Raw genomic sequence first — 14,176 nt, 5'->3', positions numbered from 1 at the left:
GTTTAACTCTTTTTAGTATAGGCGATCATGAATTGATAAAGAAAACATTAATCACCTTTGCACTGCTTTTTTTGGTCGCAGTATGGCAAGCTCATTGGCTTTATAATATGAGCATTTATATACCAAGCTACTTTACAGGTTTAAGCTTTTTTACTTTTATAATGTACGCATGGGATAAACGACAAGCTAAACTATCAGCGCATAAAAAAGTAAACCGCACACCCGAGCGCACGCTTCAGTTACTGTCGTTACTAGGCGGTTGGCCCGGCGCACTCATTGCACAGCAATGGCTTAGGCATAAATCGCAAAAACGTCGTTTTATAGTGGTGTTATGGCTGTGTATTTTTGGGAATGTGAGTGTAATAGGGGCTATTACATTTTTTGCAGAAAACGTGAGAGTTATGCCTTTAAATTAATGTATATTTAAAGGCATAAATACAATTTTACACGGTGTTTAGTTTGCAGCTTCAGTTTTGGCTACTTCATCTAACTCTACTGTAAGTATGGTTTTTTTATCAACCACAACCCACTTACGATAAGTTTGGTAACCTGGTTTGCTTACCTCAATATCGTATTCACCTTCTTTTAGTTCGATCGCGTCTTGGTATACCGGTTTGATATTCATAATACGTACGCGAGCGTCATTAGGGTTAGTAATTACGGTAAGTGAGATTGGAGCAACCACTTCGGCTACTTCAGCCTGAACATCGGCAACATTGTCTTCAACTTTTTGTTCAGTTTCATTCATATTTGAAGTGTTTGCACAGCCACTTAAGATGAGTAATGCTGCAAGTGCGGTTATTTTTTTCATGTGAGCTCCGTAAAATTATTATTTTAAAATAGGGCCATGAAAGTAAGGAAGTAATAAAGTAGATAATATTTGTCTTTCCTAAATTCATAGCTTTTATATTTATTATTTAAAAACTTTCAAATACACTAATGGTGCTACAGCATAATACTATCTAAGGACTTTGTTATAGCTTCACTTCGCTCAACTAATGTTTCAGCTGTTCGATACATTCTTTTTTTCATTAAGCTATTGGCCATTGTGATATAGCGCTTTGACAATTCTTGCCTGATAGATACTAATAAAGGAAAATCATTGGGCAAAATAGTCGACTCTGAGTCAATTAACTCCTCTAGTGCAATTAAATCTTTATATTTATCTATAACAGTTAGTTGCTTAGAATAGCGTTCGAAGCGTTGTTCATAAAACACTAAAGCAGCATTTGAAGGGAAGACTACCTCCTTACCTTGATTAAGTTTATCTTGATAATCAGTTAACGCGATTATTGCAGACTCTCTTTGTAGTAAACTTTCAAAGCTAACTTCAGATTTCTGTTTTTTATCCAAAATGGCTTTACCAACGGATATTAAAGAACTTTGAGTGACTACATCATCTTTAGCGATTGCGTTTTCTAACGCTTTTTTGTAGTTTTCGAAGTGGGTAGGAGATACTTGATAAACATAAGTTTTATCTACCTCATGTAAATCAAGAATTAACTGAGGAATACTATTGTTATCAACTTCGTTATAACGAGATTGCTCTAAAAGTAAATTAATTCGCGATGTAATATCAAAAATAATAGATTGTCTTTCTCTTAAAATGCTTTCCAGTTGCACAGAAAGCTTTTCTGAATCTGGGTAGTATTCAAGCGCTTGAGTGTATACATCTATTGTTTCGTCGAAGTTCTTAAACTTATCACCACTATTATTTAGCTGATTAGCCATACCATCAAAGCTTTGCAAAACACTCTCTTGATTTACACGCAATAAGCCTTGCTTTAAAACTTCGTATTGCGGCGGTATTTCAGAAAGCTTATCGAGTATGCTTGGGCCACTCCACGACATCCACGTTTTTACTTGCTGATTTATAGCCTGAGCATTATCTAATTTTGCTTCGAGCTGTTTTACATTGTTATCGTTAGATAAGTAATATTGCCCTGCTAATACTGTAGCAACCACTAAGCTTGCTACTAGTGCGATAGCTGGTTTGTAATTATGGTTTAATTTAGCAGTAATGGGGTCGAGTGAACTTAATCTATCAGAAGCGTTTAATGCAATTGCTTTATTTAAGCTACCCCACAACCATAATGGGCAGTTACTAGGGCGTTTTGCCGATGTCTCTTTTGCTAGCTTATCAGCTGCTACGCGGTTAAATGGATGTTTGCTGCTTAATAGTTCAAGGGCTATACATGCGTAAGAAAATACATCATCTTTAACTGATGCTTCTGCACCTTTAAGTTGCTCCGGGCTTGCATAGGTGGGGGTGTAACCACCTACAACTGCGGCATTTTGTTGGTTTTGAACAGCATAGGCATCTTCAATGGTTTTATGTTTTGCAATCCCAAAATCAAGTACTTTTAAGTTGCCGTTAGAATCAAAAATAATATTCGATGGCTTTAAATCATTGTGGATAACACCGCGTGCATGCGCGTAAATCAGTGCATCAGCTAACTGCTCTAAAATTACTTTGGCTTTTTTAAACACCATGCCAGTGGGTTTATTTCTTTTTATTATTTGCTCAAGTGTTTCGCCTTCAACAAGCTCCATTGTTACATAGTGAAGATCGCCATCTGAACCTGCTGAATAGACTTTAACTATATTAGGGTGAGCTAACCGTTGTGTTTTAGTGGTTTCATCTTTTAGGAGAGTGATGGCCTCTTCTGAGTGTGAAAACTCTTCGAGTAACACCTTTATCGCAACAAACACTTCAGGGCGGCTTGGGCTTTCTAAAAATAAATCCCTTGCGCGATAGATATAACACATACCGCCTTGGCCAATTAATTCTTCAACCAAGTAACGAGCAGATATTTTTTTGCCAATTAGATTGAGCTTATTTTTAGCTTGGGGTTTTTTGAGATTTGAATCAAGCGACGCTATCTGAGTTTTATCGTTAGAATTATTGATACCGCTCATTATAAATCCTTTTATTGTGTATATATAAATAATTGCAAAGGTGAATTTTTATCGTTTTTATCAATTCTCCCTTTGATAACGGCAGTATTTTTACAAAAAAAGATTACTTTAGCAATCTTTCTAGCGTAGAAGTTTCATACAAAATTAATTATGTCGCCTGTTTTAACTAACTTAAAATTTGTTTTTATTTTTAAACTTAAAAAATAACGTGCTTAAAAGCGCTGTAAAAGCGCTGTAAAAGGCGTAAAAGGTACATTCATCGGTAATTTATCACTTTATTTTGTTTGGGATTAAATTTGTTACAGTGTGCTGGAAAAGGAACATTCAAACGGTGATTTAATTATTGGATTTCATGTTTTTAGGTTTATTAGATTTATCATTGTCTTCAAATTTAAATATATGTGTATATTTTTATATATTAATTTCAATGTTGACAATAGTTTCGCTTCTACTTTATCCTAATAAAAATGTAGATTTATGGGACTAACTTATCAAATGGAACTGATACTAAATATAACTAGTTATCATAGACTCTCGCCTGAAATTGAAGCTTCTAAAACAACTAAACACTCTCTTATTTTTGGCCGCTCGGAAGCGTGCGATTGGCACTTGCCTGATCCTGAAAAAATAATTTCTAGCCAACACGGCCGTATTGAAAAAGAAGGGGATTCGTTTTACTTATACGATACCTCTACTAACGGAACGTTTGTTAATTTTGGCGTGTCTGCGCTTGGTCAAGGTAATAAACACCGTTTAGCACACAGTGATGTGATTACAGTGGGGGACTTTCAAATTGAGGTCGAGTTAGCTGATTCTCAATCTACGACAGCATACAATGAAGCACGCCCAAATACGGATGACTTTGCACTAAGAAATAGTGCCCCGGCACCTGCAATAGATAATTTTTCTTCAAGTGACTTATTTTTAAATGAATCTATTTTAGATGAGTCAATGCCTGCTGTTTCAATGAAAGAAGAAAACATGGCACAGCCTGATAATCAAATTCCTGAAAATTGGGATGGGTTATCACATTTAATGAACCCTGATGTGTCAGTCTCACCGCAAAACCATTTTGATGATGTTGCAGTGGCAGAACAACCCGTTAAAGTTGAGCCACAAAAAACACCAGAACCCGTTAAGCAGCCAGTAAAACAAGCGCAAACACACGCTAGTACCGCAAGCGCTAATTCCGCTTTATCGGAGGCGTTTTTAAAAGGTTTAGGTGTTAAAACTGAGCTTCAAAATGCCCTCAATACACCAGAGTTGTGGTTTGAAATGGGGCAAAGTTTAAATTTATTATTAAACGAGCTGATGGAGTCATTAAGACAACGAGCATTGGTAAAAAATCAATTACGTTTGAATCAAACCATGTTTCAAACAAAGCAAAATAACCCTATAAAATTTTCTGCTGATATTGATGATGTTATTCAGAATTTATTCATAAGAAATAGTGCAAGCTTCCTGTCGTCTCGTGAATCGATTAAAGAAAGTTTTACTGATACACGAAGACATGAACATGCTTTATTAGCAGGAGCTGATGGTGTACTTAAAGGGATTTTAGAGCAGGTTTCTCCCCAGCAGATCACCCAGCAAGTAAATGAAAACTCTAATGTATTAAAGATTATTCCAGGCCAGTCAGAAGCAAAATGTTGGAAGATATACCAAAGCCTTCATGAAGAGCTAGCGCATGATGTTAATGCTAAAGGCGCTATGGCGTTATCTGACGATTTTTTAAAGGCTTACAATGATAAAACTCAAGAAACGTTTTAGGAAGGAAAGTAAATAATGTCTAAACTTAAGCTCTTTTTTATGAGCATTAGCCTACTCTTTTTGACGGTTGGGTGTACCACCGTAAATAAAATAGTGCCGCCTTCAACTGATTTAATTATTAATGTTTCTAAAGATGTAAACCCAGACACATCAGAGAGACCGTCGCCAGTTGTTATGAAAATATTTGAACTTAGTTCACGAACAATTTTTGATACGCAGGACTTTTTTAGCTTATACGAAACGCCTGAAAAGCTACTGGGTCCAGATTTACTTAAAAAAGATGAGTTAGAGCTACAACCAAACTCAGTACAAAAATACAAAATGAGCCTTAACAGAAATACCCGTTATGTGGGTGTTGTTGTGGCCTATAGAGATATCGACCAAGCAAGGTGGAGGGCCGTTATAGAGGTTGACCCAACAGGCTATGACGATATAGATGTGAATGTTGAAGCAATTGCAACATACATGAGAGAGCGATAAAAAGGATTTGTAAAATGGGTGATAACACTCGTGTTGCGTGGACTGAAGGGATGTTCTTAAGGCCGCAACATTTTCAACAATCAGATAAGCATTTTTCTAACTTAATAAATCAATTATGCAATGGGAATTTATCTGATCCATGGGGCATAATTGATATAAGTATAGACACACAATTATTGAACTCAGGACAGTTTGCCCTTGAGTCTTTAAGTGCTATTACGCCTGATTTACTGCCAATTGAAATGCCACAGTCTACTCCTTTACCTGAGCCATTAGTGGTTAGTAAAGACGTGTATGATGAGGTGGTATACCTTGCTATCCCGGCAATCAAAAACAGTGGTATTAATATTTCAGCGCTGGATGAAAATATCGTCACGCGCTATAAGCTAAATGATCTAACAGTTAGTGACGACTCTTTGGGAGCTCAATCTCAAGAGGTAATTCAGGTTGCTAAAATTTATAGCAAGCTTGTACTTTCATCTGATGATCTCGCTGGGTATATTTTGCTACCTGTGGCGCGCATTATTGAAGTAAGCAATGAAGGAAGCATTAAGCTTGACACTAAATACATACCTGCCTCTTTAAAAGTAGGTCAATGCAAGCCGTTACTCGGTTTAGTAAGAGAAATAGGCTCTATGATAAAACAGCGTGCAGAGAGTATTTCTGTGCGTTTATGCCAAGGTTATGCAGGGAGTACCTCTGTTGCCGACTTTATCATGCTGCAAACCCTTAATAAATACGATGCTGTTTTTGACAATCTACTTAGCGTGAATAACCTCCACCCAAATGTATTTTATACCCGCCTTATTGAGCTTGCTGGCGAGCTATCTACTTTTAGTACTGCGAATAAAAGAGTACCAAAGCTGCCTAAGTACGATCATGAAAATTTGGGCAAAGTATTTTCTGAAGTAGTTAATTTTTTATATCAATCTTTAAGTCATGTTATTGAACAAACTGCGACAGAAATTAAATTAGAGCAAAGCAAGTTTGGTATTTCGTTTGGCGCACTAAAAGATAAATCTGTACTTAACTCGGCACAATTTGTTTTAGCGATCAAAGCAAGTGTACCGCACGAAGAGCTGCGCAAAATACTGCCCTCACAAATTAAGATTGGTAGTGTAGAAACCATACGTGACTTAGTTAATAACCAAATTCCTGGTATTACCATTAGTAACTTACCAACGGCACCGCGCCAAATCCCATACCATGCGGGTTTTCATTACTTTGAGTTAAACAAGCAGGGTGAACATTGGGAAAAACTTCGTTCAAGTGGTGGTATCGCTATCCACTTATCGGGCAATTACCCAGAGCTACAAATAAGCCTTTGGGCAATTAGAACCTAACTTTTAAAGGAAGAGTTTCAATGGATGAAACCATTATAAAACCTCGCCCTGGTAGACTAGGGCGTGACACTTCAAACACTCCGAATGTTGATAACGATGCTGATAAAACAGTGATGTCTGTTGAGCCAGTTGCCAGCAGTGTTGCTAATACGTCTAAAGTTTCAATTTTTAAAAACCCACTTTTAGAAGCGGCTACAGATTGTTTTTCAATAGTAATTTCGATTAGCCAAGCTAAAGAGATGACAAATATTGCTGCTTTAAAGCATCGCTGTGTTGAGGCTGTAAAGCGCTTTGAAGTTGAAGTGCGCAACCAGGGGCTTTCTAAAGATGTAATCACTAACTCGCGTTACTGCTTGTGTGCGATTTTAGATGAATCAGTTTTAAATTCTAAATGGAGCTCAATGGAGTGGGCTGATGAGAGTTTACTATCGACGTTTCATAAAGAAACGTTTGGCGGTGAATACTTTTACACCCTGCTTGATAATGCACTGGCTCAACCTGAACAGCACAAACAATTTATTGAGTTGCAGTACCATTGCTTAAACTTAGGCTTTAAAGGTAAATACAGGCTAGACAACGGTGGCGATACCAAAATAGAAGAATATCGCTCTCAAATGTATCACCTTTTAAATCAATTAGATGGCCCATTGAACAATAAACTTTCACCTAATTGGAAGCAGCGTGTTGCCGCTGGCGTAGAGCTTAGAAATCAAGTTCCGCTTTGGGTGATTTTTTCAGTGCTGGGCTTAGTGCTGTTAATGGTTTACTTATTTATCAACATGAAACTCAACGATGGCGTTACTTCACTTAACGATAAGCTGGCTGTTATTCATCCTATAGCGCAAAACGAAAGTGTAGATAAAAAAGATAAGCAGTTATTAGTACTTGAGCAGTTACTGCAAACAGAAATTCAGATGGGGATTGTTACAGTAAAGAAAAATCTAGACCGTATACGAATTTCAATAAATAATGAAAGTCTATTTAATCAAGGCGATGCGAAATTATTACCGTCCATTCAACCTATTTTAGAAAAGCTAGCACGTAGTTTAGAAGGGACAAAAGGCCGTATTTTAATTACTGGACATACCGATGATACGCCTATCCGTACCGATAAATATCCATCAAATTGGCATCTATCATTAGCGCGTGCAACGCAAGTTGCCAATTCTATGGCTAAAAGTACAAACCTAAGTGGCCGTTTATGGCCTGAGGGTAAAGGTGCAGCAGAGCCTATCGCCAGCAATTCAGATTCAGCTTCTCGGTCACTAAACCGACGAATTGAAATCGATTTATTATTTTAATGAGGCTGACATGAGTTTTTCACACAAAATAAAAAAAATTACTTACGTACTCACTTCTAAAACAGCCATGTTAATTATCGGCTTTTTGGCGTTATCTTTATTAATTTGGTTTGGTGGTCCGCTTATCGCGATTGCCGACTATATACCTTTAGAGAGCGTAGCAGCACGGCTATTAACTATTTTGTTTGTTATTTTAGTGTTTGCTATCACCAAAATTTATAGCTTAACGCAACAAAGCAAACGCGATGAGAAAATGGCCGATGAGTTAATTGAAAGCGATGAGTCGAGCAGTAACGAGGTGAATGAAGAGATCACCACGTTAAAAAATCGCATGAATGAAGCTATCAATTTACTCAAAGATGTAAAGCTATTTAAAGGTAAAAATATATATCAATTACCTTGGTATATTATGATTGGCCCGCCAGGGGCCGGTAAAACAACAGTTATTAATAACTCAGGCTTAGACTATCCGTTAAAAGATAAGTTAGGTGTTGATTTAGTCCATGGTGTTGGTGGTACACGAAACTGTGATTGGTGGTTCACTAATAAAGCCGTACTTATCGATACCGCAGGAAGATACACAACACAAAGTAGCCACGCAAAGCATGACTCGCGCGCCTGGGAAGGCTTTTTAGGGCTCTTACGCAAATACCGCCCTCTACGGCCCATTAATGGTGTAATGATCAGCATGGGTATTTCTGAGCTCATGAGTCAAACTAAAACAGAGCGTAATCTGCATGCCCGCGCAATTAAACAGCGCTTACAAGAGTTACAAAATCAGTTGGGTATGACTTTTCCGGTATACGTCATTCTTTCTAAAGTTGATTTAATTGAAGGTTTTAGAGAGTTTTTTGGCGAGCTTACAGAAGAGGAATGCGAGCAAGTTTGGGGGGTTACTTTTGAGTTAGACCTAGATAAAGACACTCAAGTTGAAGCGTTTAATAAAGAGTTTCACGCGTTAATTTCAAAGCTGACAGAAATGCTTAATCGTAGGTTGATTAACGAGCGTAATGAAGAAATACGAGCCAAAATTTTTGAATTTCCGAGACAACTTCGTGTGCTTCAAGGTGTGGGCGATGCGTTTTTAAAAGAAATTTTTACCCCTAACGCGTATGAAGAACTCCCTATGTTTAGGGGCGTGTATTTGACCAGTGCAACTCAAGAAGGGAAGCCAGCTAGTTTTTTAAATGATGTAAACTCAGCAGATTCTAGCTATATAAATCAATCGAAAAGCTTCTTTATTAAAAACGTTTTAGAAGGTGTGATTTTCCCTGAGCAAAACCTAGCAAGTACTAACAAACATCACGATAAGCAAAACAAATGGCTGAGAGTAGGTAGTATTTCTTTAGCCAGTATTGCGGTAATTGGTTTTTCTATTTCGTGGTACTTTAGCTTTGCATGGAATAATAATTTAATGGCTGCTACAGATGAAGCCATTGAAAATTATCAGGAGCTAGATGGAGCCTCGTTTGATAGAAGTAACTTATTAGTATTAAACGACAGGCTCAATGCGCTAAGAAACTTACCAGCTAACAATCCTGCGTTAGTTGATGACGATGAATCTCAGTCGATAGGTTTTAATAAGCTTAATGAAATTAAACAGTCATCTACACAAGCCTATAACAGGTCTCTACAAACGTATTTAGAACCTTATATAGCCAATACGTTAATTAAAGAAATGGAAGCGCATCCAGAGCACCTTAGCTATTTATACGAGACGCTAAAGTGCTATTTAATGCTATTCCAACCTGAGTACTTTGAAAGTGAAGACATTTCGGCTTGGTTTAATGCATACCTTGAAAGAAACCTACCAGGTGATAAAAATGCGCTAACTCGTGACCAGTTAATGAACCACATTGCTGCCTTATTAGAGCTGGGGGTTAGTCAAACAAAAATAGATAATCAAGCAGTGCGTATAGCTAGAGCTGAGTTAACTAAGTTACCAATAGCCGAAAGAGCATACCAACGCCTACAAGCTGATTTTCTTGATAGCAGCATTCCGCCGTTTAGATTAACAGACATTATTAGTTTTGAAAGCGCGCAAAAATTCACATTCAGAAACAACGGTGAGCTGACTCGAAGTATTCCTGGTTTATATACCTTTAACGGTTTTCACGGCATTTTTAATGTTGAAAAAAGTAAAATGCTTGGTAATTTGATGGCAAGCAGCTGGGTATATGGCGAGGAAGCTACGGGCACCTATGATATTTCTAAAGAAGAAATTGAAAAGAAATTAGAGCAGCGTTATTTCCAAGATTATATCTTCTTTTGGCAATCATTTATCGACGATTTAAGCCTGAATCAGTACAGCTCACCTGCTGAGGGGGTGAATATTACTGATGTACTTGCAGGCTCAGAAGCACCGATTAAAAACATTATTATGGCTGTACAAAAAAATGTGCAACTAACCAAACTGCCGGTGTCAGAGAATCAAAAAGCAGCGGGTAAAGTTGCCGCTAATGCCGCTGAAATTGCAATGCAAACTAAAGCTAACAGAATTAAACGTTTTTTACCTGACGAAGCGCCTAAGTTTGACATTAAACTACCAGGTTATCAGGTTGAAGAAGCGTTTGAGGATGTTATAAATATTGATGCTCAGCAATTAGATAACATTCAGAAAAACCTCAGAGAGCTTAATGTATATCTCACTAAGCTTGATAGAGGTGATCAATTAAAATCTTCGATAAAAGATCAGATCAGTGGAAAAAGTAAACCAAGTTTCATTCGCCAGCTTGAGTTCCAAAGCCGTGATCTACCTTACCCATTTAATAGCTGGTTATTAGATATAAGCAGAGATACCAGTAATATCACTAAAAATAGCGCTAACAGACACCTAAATGAGATTTGGAAAAGCCAAGTTTTACGTGAGTACAACGCAGCTATTGTGGGCCGATACCCTTTCTCTCCTTATGCACAAAAAGAAGTGAATATGAAAGACTTTACACGCTTCTTTGGACCAGATGGCACTATTGATAGCTTCTTCACTAACTATGTAGCGCCAAGTGTGGATATGAGTTCGAGTCCATGGAAGTTTGAAAAAGACATTGGCATAAGCGCTGATACTTTAGCCATGTTTGAACTAGCCCATCAAATTCAAATGGTATTCTTCGATGGTGGAAGTGCAACACCTAGAATTGAGTTTGGCTTACGTCCGCTATCGTTGGATAAAACTACATCGAGCTTAATGATTGAAATTGACGGTCAATCAATGATTTACCGCCATGGCCCTTTAAGAGTTACTAACTTTGTTTGGCCAGGCGCAAGTGGACAAAGTAAAACGCGAGTTGTATTCACTCCACCTAATGGAGGCCGCTCTGTAAATACAACTTACCAAGGTGAATGGTCGCTTTATCGCATGTTGGATGAGTTAAGCGCTAAAAGAGCAAAAACACGTGAGGATTTAGAGTTACATTTTTCTCTCATGGGTAACAACGCAAAAGTTGAGCTATTGCCAAAATCAATTAGACATCCATTTTGGAATAAAAGTGTAGAGAAGTTTTCATGTCCGACCCGATTATAAATATAGGCTACCTTGGCAAAGTCCCTAGCTTAGGGGACTTTGTTCAAGACAGCGTTTCGAAAGAATTTTCAGAGCACTGGGAGCAATGGCTGCAAGCAGCTATTGCTGTAAGCAAAGAACAGTTGGGTGACAATTGGCAAGATAACTACCTAACAGGCCCTGTATGGCATTTTGCATTATCGCCAAATATTGTCGGTGATAAAGGTGTAATGGGAACTCTGTTACCGAGCATGGATGCAGTAGGGCGTCATTATCCATTTACAGTGGCCAGTACATTAGAAGTTGCGCCGATAGAAGTATTAAATTCGGGCGTTTTCTCCTTAGAGTACGAAGACACAGTACTTAAAGTGCTCGATAGCTCTGTTGACCTTTTTACTTGGCGAAAAGACGTTGCTAAATCGATAAGCACCCTTATAGCGCCTAAAAAGCAGCTTAGTATTTCTCCCTCTAGCGACAAAAATAAAGAAGGTGAAGCATTTGAGTTCTCAGGTGATGAGCTATCAAGTGATGTTTTAAAAGACGCCCTTCATGCACTTTTATATAAAAAGCATGGTGATTATAGTGTTTGGTGGACACACGGTTCATGCAATATAAAGCCTATGATGCTTGTTACTTCAGGACTACCGCCTGTTAACCAAGTTGCTGCTATGTTAGATGGCCGATGGAAACATTGGGAATGGAATTACACACAGGTAAAAAATAGTGATTAGCAATTTAAGTACAAGTTACGCAATAACTCATCGCGGTGCAGTTAGGCAATTAAATGAAGACTCTCATGTTGAAATTAATAGCCATAACTTATGGGTAGTAGCTGATGGAATGGGTGGACATGAAGCGGGTGAAGTTGCAAGCCAACTAGTCGTAGATGTTATTAGAGCAAAAGTTGAAGAAAAGACACTAGCTACGCTTAGCGTTTCGCATATTGTTTCAGCTATTGAAGATGCAAATCGTCAATTAAATGAATACAGTGCTCAGTACTTAGGAAGCAAAACAGCGGGCAGTACAGTAACTGCTTTATTTATAAAAGATAATCAATATTACGTTTTATGGGTAGGTGACAGCCGGGCATACATGCTACGAAATGGTCAATTACAGCAAATATCGCGGGACCATAGCCAAGTGAACGATCTTATCGATGAAGGCGTAATTTCAGTTGAGGAAGCAAAAACGCACCCGCTTTCGAATGTGATTACCCGTGCTGTCGGCGTTACAGACGAAGTTAAAGTAGATGTAGTACAAGGTGAAGCAAATATTAATGATATTTTCTTACTTTGTTCAGATGGCTTAACAGGCGAATTGTCTGATGAAGAAATATGTTTGTCATTAGAACCTAATAGTATTATTGATTCAGGTATGGCGCTAATGCATTCTTCTTTAGTTAGAGGTGCACGCGATAATGTTACCTTTATTATAATTAAATATGGCCATGAAAATTTTAGTAGCAAATCGGAAACATACAAAATTCAAGATGAAGCTACAATTCCACTTTTTACTAAGTAGTTAATCTTAAATATAAAGAATACTATCTTTTTTGATTTAGAGTTTTTACTTTAATTTCCGGCATGGATTGATTAAGTATATTATATTTTAATTATTTTTATAAAAACAACAATTAAGATTTAAACTCAATTGTAACTGGGCTTGTATTTTAATATAAAGAATGTAATATGAAATCCACTCCGCTTTATTGGAGTTTTATGGATAATTATTAGGACGACGGAATGTTTGTATTTGAAGAGTATATTTCCCCTATTTCTGAAACTGAAATCGCAGGCTTAGACCCGCGCTCGGATGTTTCTCCTACGTCGACTTATTACGCCTTAAAAGATTTAAGAAACCAACTTCGTGCCGCAGAAAGAAACGCGCTAGTAGACGAGGAGGGTATTTCATCACTTGCCCGCGACTGGTTACCTTTATTAGAACAATGCAGCAACGCGCTAAAAACAGAAAGCAAAGATATTGAGTATTTAGCGTGGTTTATTGAAGCCCTTTGTCGAATTCATGGTTTTAAAGGACTTGCTTTTGGCTTTAAAGTGGCCAGCCAATTATTAGATAATTATTTTGACGCGCTATATCCCTCCCTTGATGCAGACGATGAAATTTCAGACAAAGTATCAGCGCTTGGCGGATTGAATGGTTCCGCAGGTGAGGGGACTCTGATTATCCCCATTAAAAGCATACTTTTAACCGACAGTGTTAGCTTAGACCCTTTTACATTTTGGGAGTATCAGCAAGGCTATGATATTTCGAGGCTTAATGATGACAAAAGAGAGAAAAAGCTAGCACAGGGCGCGGTTGATTTTGAATTAATCGAAAAAAGTGCTGCAGAGACAAGTACAGAATTTTTTGTAACATTAAAACAAGATATTGAAGAGGCGATTTCTGAGTTTGCCCAGCTTAGTGACGTGATGGATAAAGTGACGGGGCAACCGCAACCTACCTCAAATATTAAACAAGCGCTTGAGGTAAGTTTGGCGGCTGTTAACCATATTGCTGCAGACAAACTTGTTGCAGCTGAACAGGCGTTGATATCAGAGCAAACACAAGAGCAACTCACTCAAAACGGTGAAGAGCAGGATGCAGTTGAGGCGCCTAAAAAGGCCATTAGCCAAGCAATTGATTCACGTGAGAATGCAATAAATAAGCTTAAAGAAATAGCGGCGTTTTTTAGAAAAACCGAACCGCATTCTCCAATGTCTTACACGATAGAACAAGTGATTCGATGGAGCGAATTATCGCTGCCTGAATTATTAAATGAATTGATAACAGATAGTGATGCTAGGACCGGGTACTTTAAGTTGTCTGGCATTAAGATCAGCGAAACTGAAACATAAGTAAAAGGA

The 14,176-nt window shown here is 37.8% G+C and carries 11 protein-coding genes; 9 read left to right on the top strand and 2 right to left on the bottom strand.

Annotated elements, in window-relative coordinates; genetic code table 11:
* Nucleotides 1-32: 32 nt before the first annotated feature.
* Entirely contained in the window at nucleotides 33-416 is a 384-nt protein-coding gene (locus tag PAT01_RS05295; protein WP_154945062.1) for a DUF1294 domain-containing protein, read from the top strand.
* A gap of 38 nt (nucleotides 417-454) precedes the next feature.
* On the opposite strand, the gene PAT01_RS05290 is transcribed toward PAT01_RS05295, so the two are convergent.
* Together PAT01_RS05290 and PAT01_RS05285 are read right to left on the bottom strand one after the other, a co-directional pair.
* Nucleotides 455-811 (bottom strand): PEGA domain-containing protein, encoded by a 357-nt coding sequence (locus tag PAT01_RS05290; RefSeq protein WP_024032889.1) that lies wholly within the window; start codon nucleotides 809-811, stop codon nucleotides 455-457.
* A gap of 134 nt (nucleotides 812-945) precedes the next feature.
* A complete protein-coding gene (locus tag PAT01_RS05285) occupies nucleotides 946-2,919 on the bottom strand; it encodes a serine/threonine-protein kinase (RefSeq protein WP_138576608.1) in 1,974 nt (657 codons plus the stop codon).
* Nucleotides 2,920-3,414: 495 nt separating this feature from the next.
* Here PAT01_RS05285 and tagH point away from each other — a divergent pair, with 495 nt between their 5' ends.
* From tagH to tssA, 8 genes are all read left to right on the top strand, one after another.
* Nucleotides 3,415-4,689: a type VI secretion system-associated FHA domain protein TagH gene (gene tagH / locus PAT01_RS05280; RefSeq protein ID WP_138576606.1), complete on the top strand. Its 1,275-nt coding sequence runs from the start codon at nucleotides 3,415-3,417 to the stop codon at nucleotides 4,687-4,689.
* A gap of 15 nt (nucleotides 4,690-4,704) precedes the next feature.
* On the top strand, nucleotides 4,705-5,169 hold the full coding sequence (gene tssJ / locus PAT01_RS05275) for a type VI secretion system lipoprotein TssJ (RefSeq protein ID WP_024032885.1): 465 nt from the start codon (nucleotides 4,705-4,707) through the stop codon (nucleotides 5,167-5,169).
* A 14-nt stretch (nucleotides 5,170-5,183) separates the two neighbouring features.
* Nucleotides 5,184-6,512, top strand: coding sequence for a type VI secretion system baseplate subunit TssK (gene tssK, locus PAT01_RS05270; RefSeq protein ID WP_138576604.1), 1,329 nt, complete (start codon nucleotides 5,184-5,186; stop codon nucleotides 6,510-6,512).
* Nucleotides 6,513-6,532: 20 nt separating this feature from the next.
* Nucleotides 6,533-7,813: a type VI secretion system protein TssL, long form gene (tssL, locus tag PAT01_RS05265; RefSeq protein WP_138576602.1), complete on the top strand. Its 1,281-nt coding sequence runs from the start codon at nucleotides 6,533-6,535 to the stop codon at nucleotides 7,811-7,813.
* Nucleotides 7,814-7,823: 10 nt separating this feature from the next.
* Nucleotides 7,824-11,333 carry a type VI secretion system membrane subunit TssM gene (gene tssM, locus PAT01_RS05260; RefSeq protein WP_138576600.1) on the top strand — a complete coding sequence of 1,170 codons (3,510 nt, stop codon included), beginning with the start codon at nucleotides 7,824-7,826 and terminating at the stop codon, nucleotides 11,331-11,333.
* Nucleotides 11,315-12,043 (top strand): type VI secretion system-associated protein TagF, encoded by a 729-nt coding sequence (tagF, locus tag PAT01_RS05255; protein WP_024032881.1) that lies wholly within the window; start codon nucleotides 11,315-11,317, stop codon nucleotides 12,041-12,043. The genes tssM and tagF overlap by 19 nt, the downstream gene beginning before the upstream one ends.
* Nucleotides 12,036-12,833, top strand: coding sequence for a PP2C family protein-serine/threonine phosphatase (locus PAT01_RS05250; protein ID WP_138576598.1), 798 nt, complete (start codon nucleotides 12,036-12,038; stop codon nucleotides 12,831-12,833). Before tagF ends, PAT01_RS05250 begins: the two co-directional genes overlap by 8 nt.
* A gap of 221 nt (nucleotides 12,834-13,054) precedes the next feature.
* Nucleotides 13,055-14,167, top strand: a complete 1,113-nt coding sequence (gene tssA, locus PAT01_RS05245) for a type VI secretion system protein TssA (protein ID WP_096042741.1) — start codon at nucleotides 13,055-13,057, stop codon at nucleotides 14,165-14,167.
* Nucleotides 14,168-14,176: the final 9 nt, after the last annotated feature.

Origin of the sequence: Pseudoalteromonas atlantica, assembly GCA_007988745.1 — a bacterium.
Taxonomy (GTDB): Bacteria; Pseudomonadota; Gammaproteobacteria; order Enterobacterales; family Alteromonadaceae; genus Pseudoalteromonas; species Pseudoalteromonas atlantica.
Note: the sequence above shows the minus strand (reverse complement) of the source record. Positions and strands in the feature narration are given on the sequence as shown.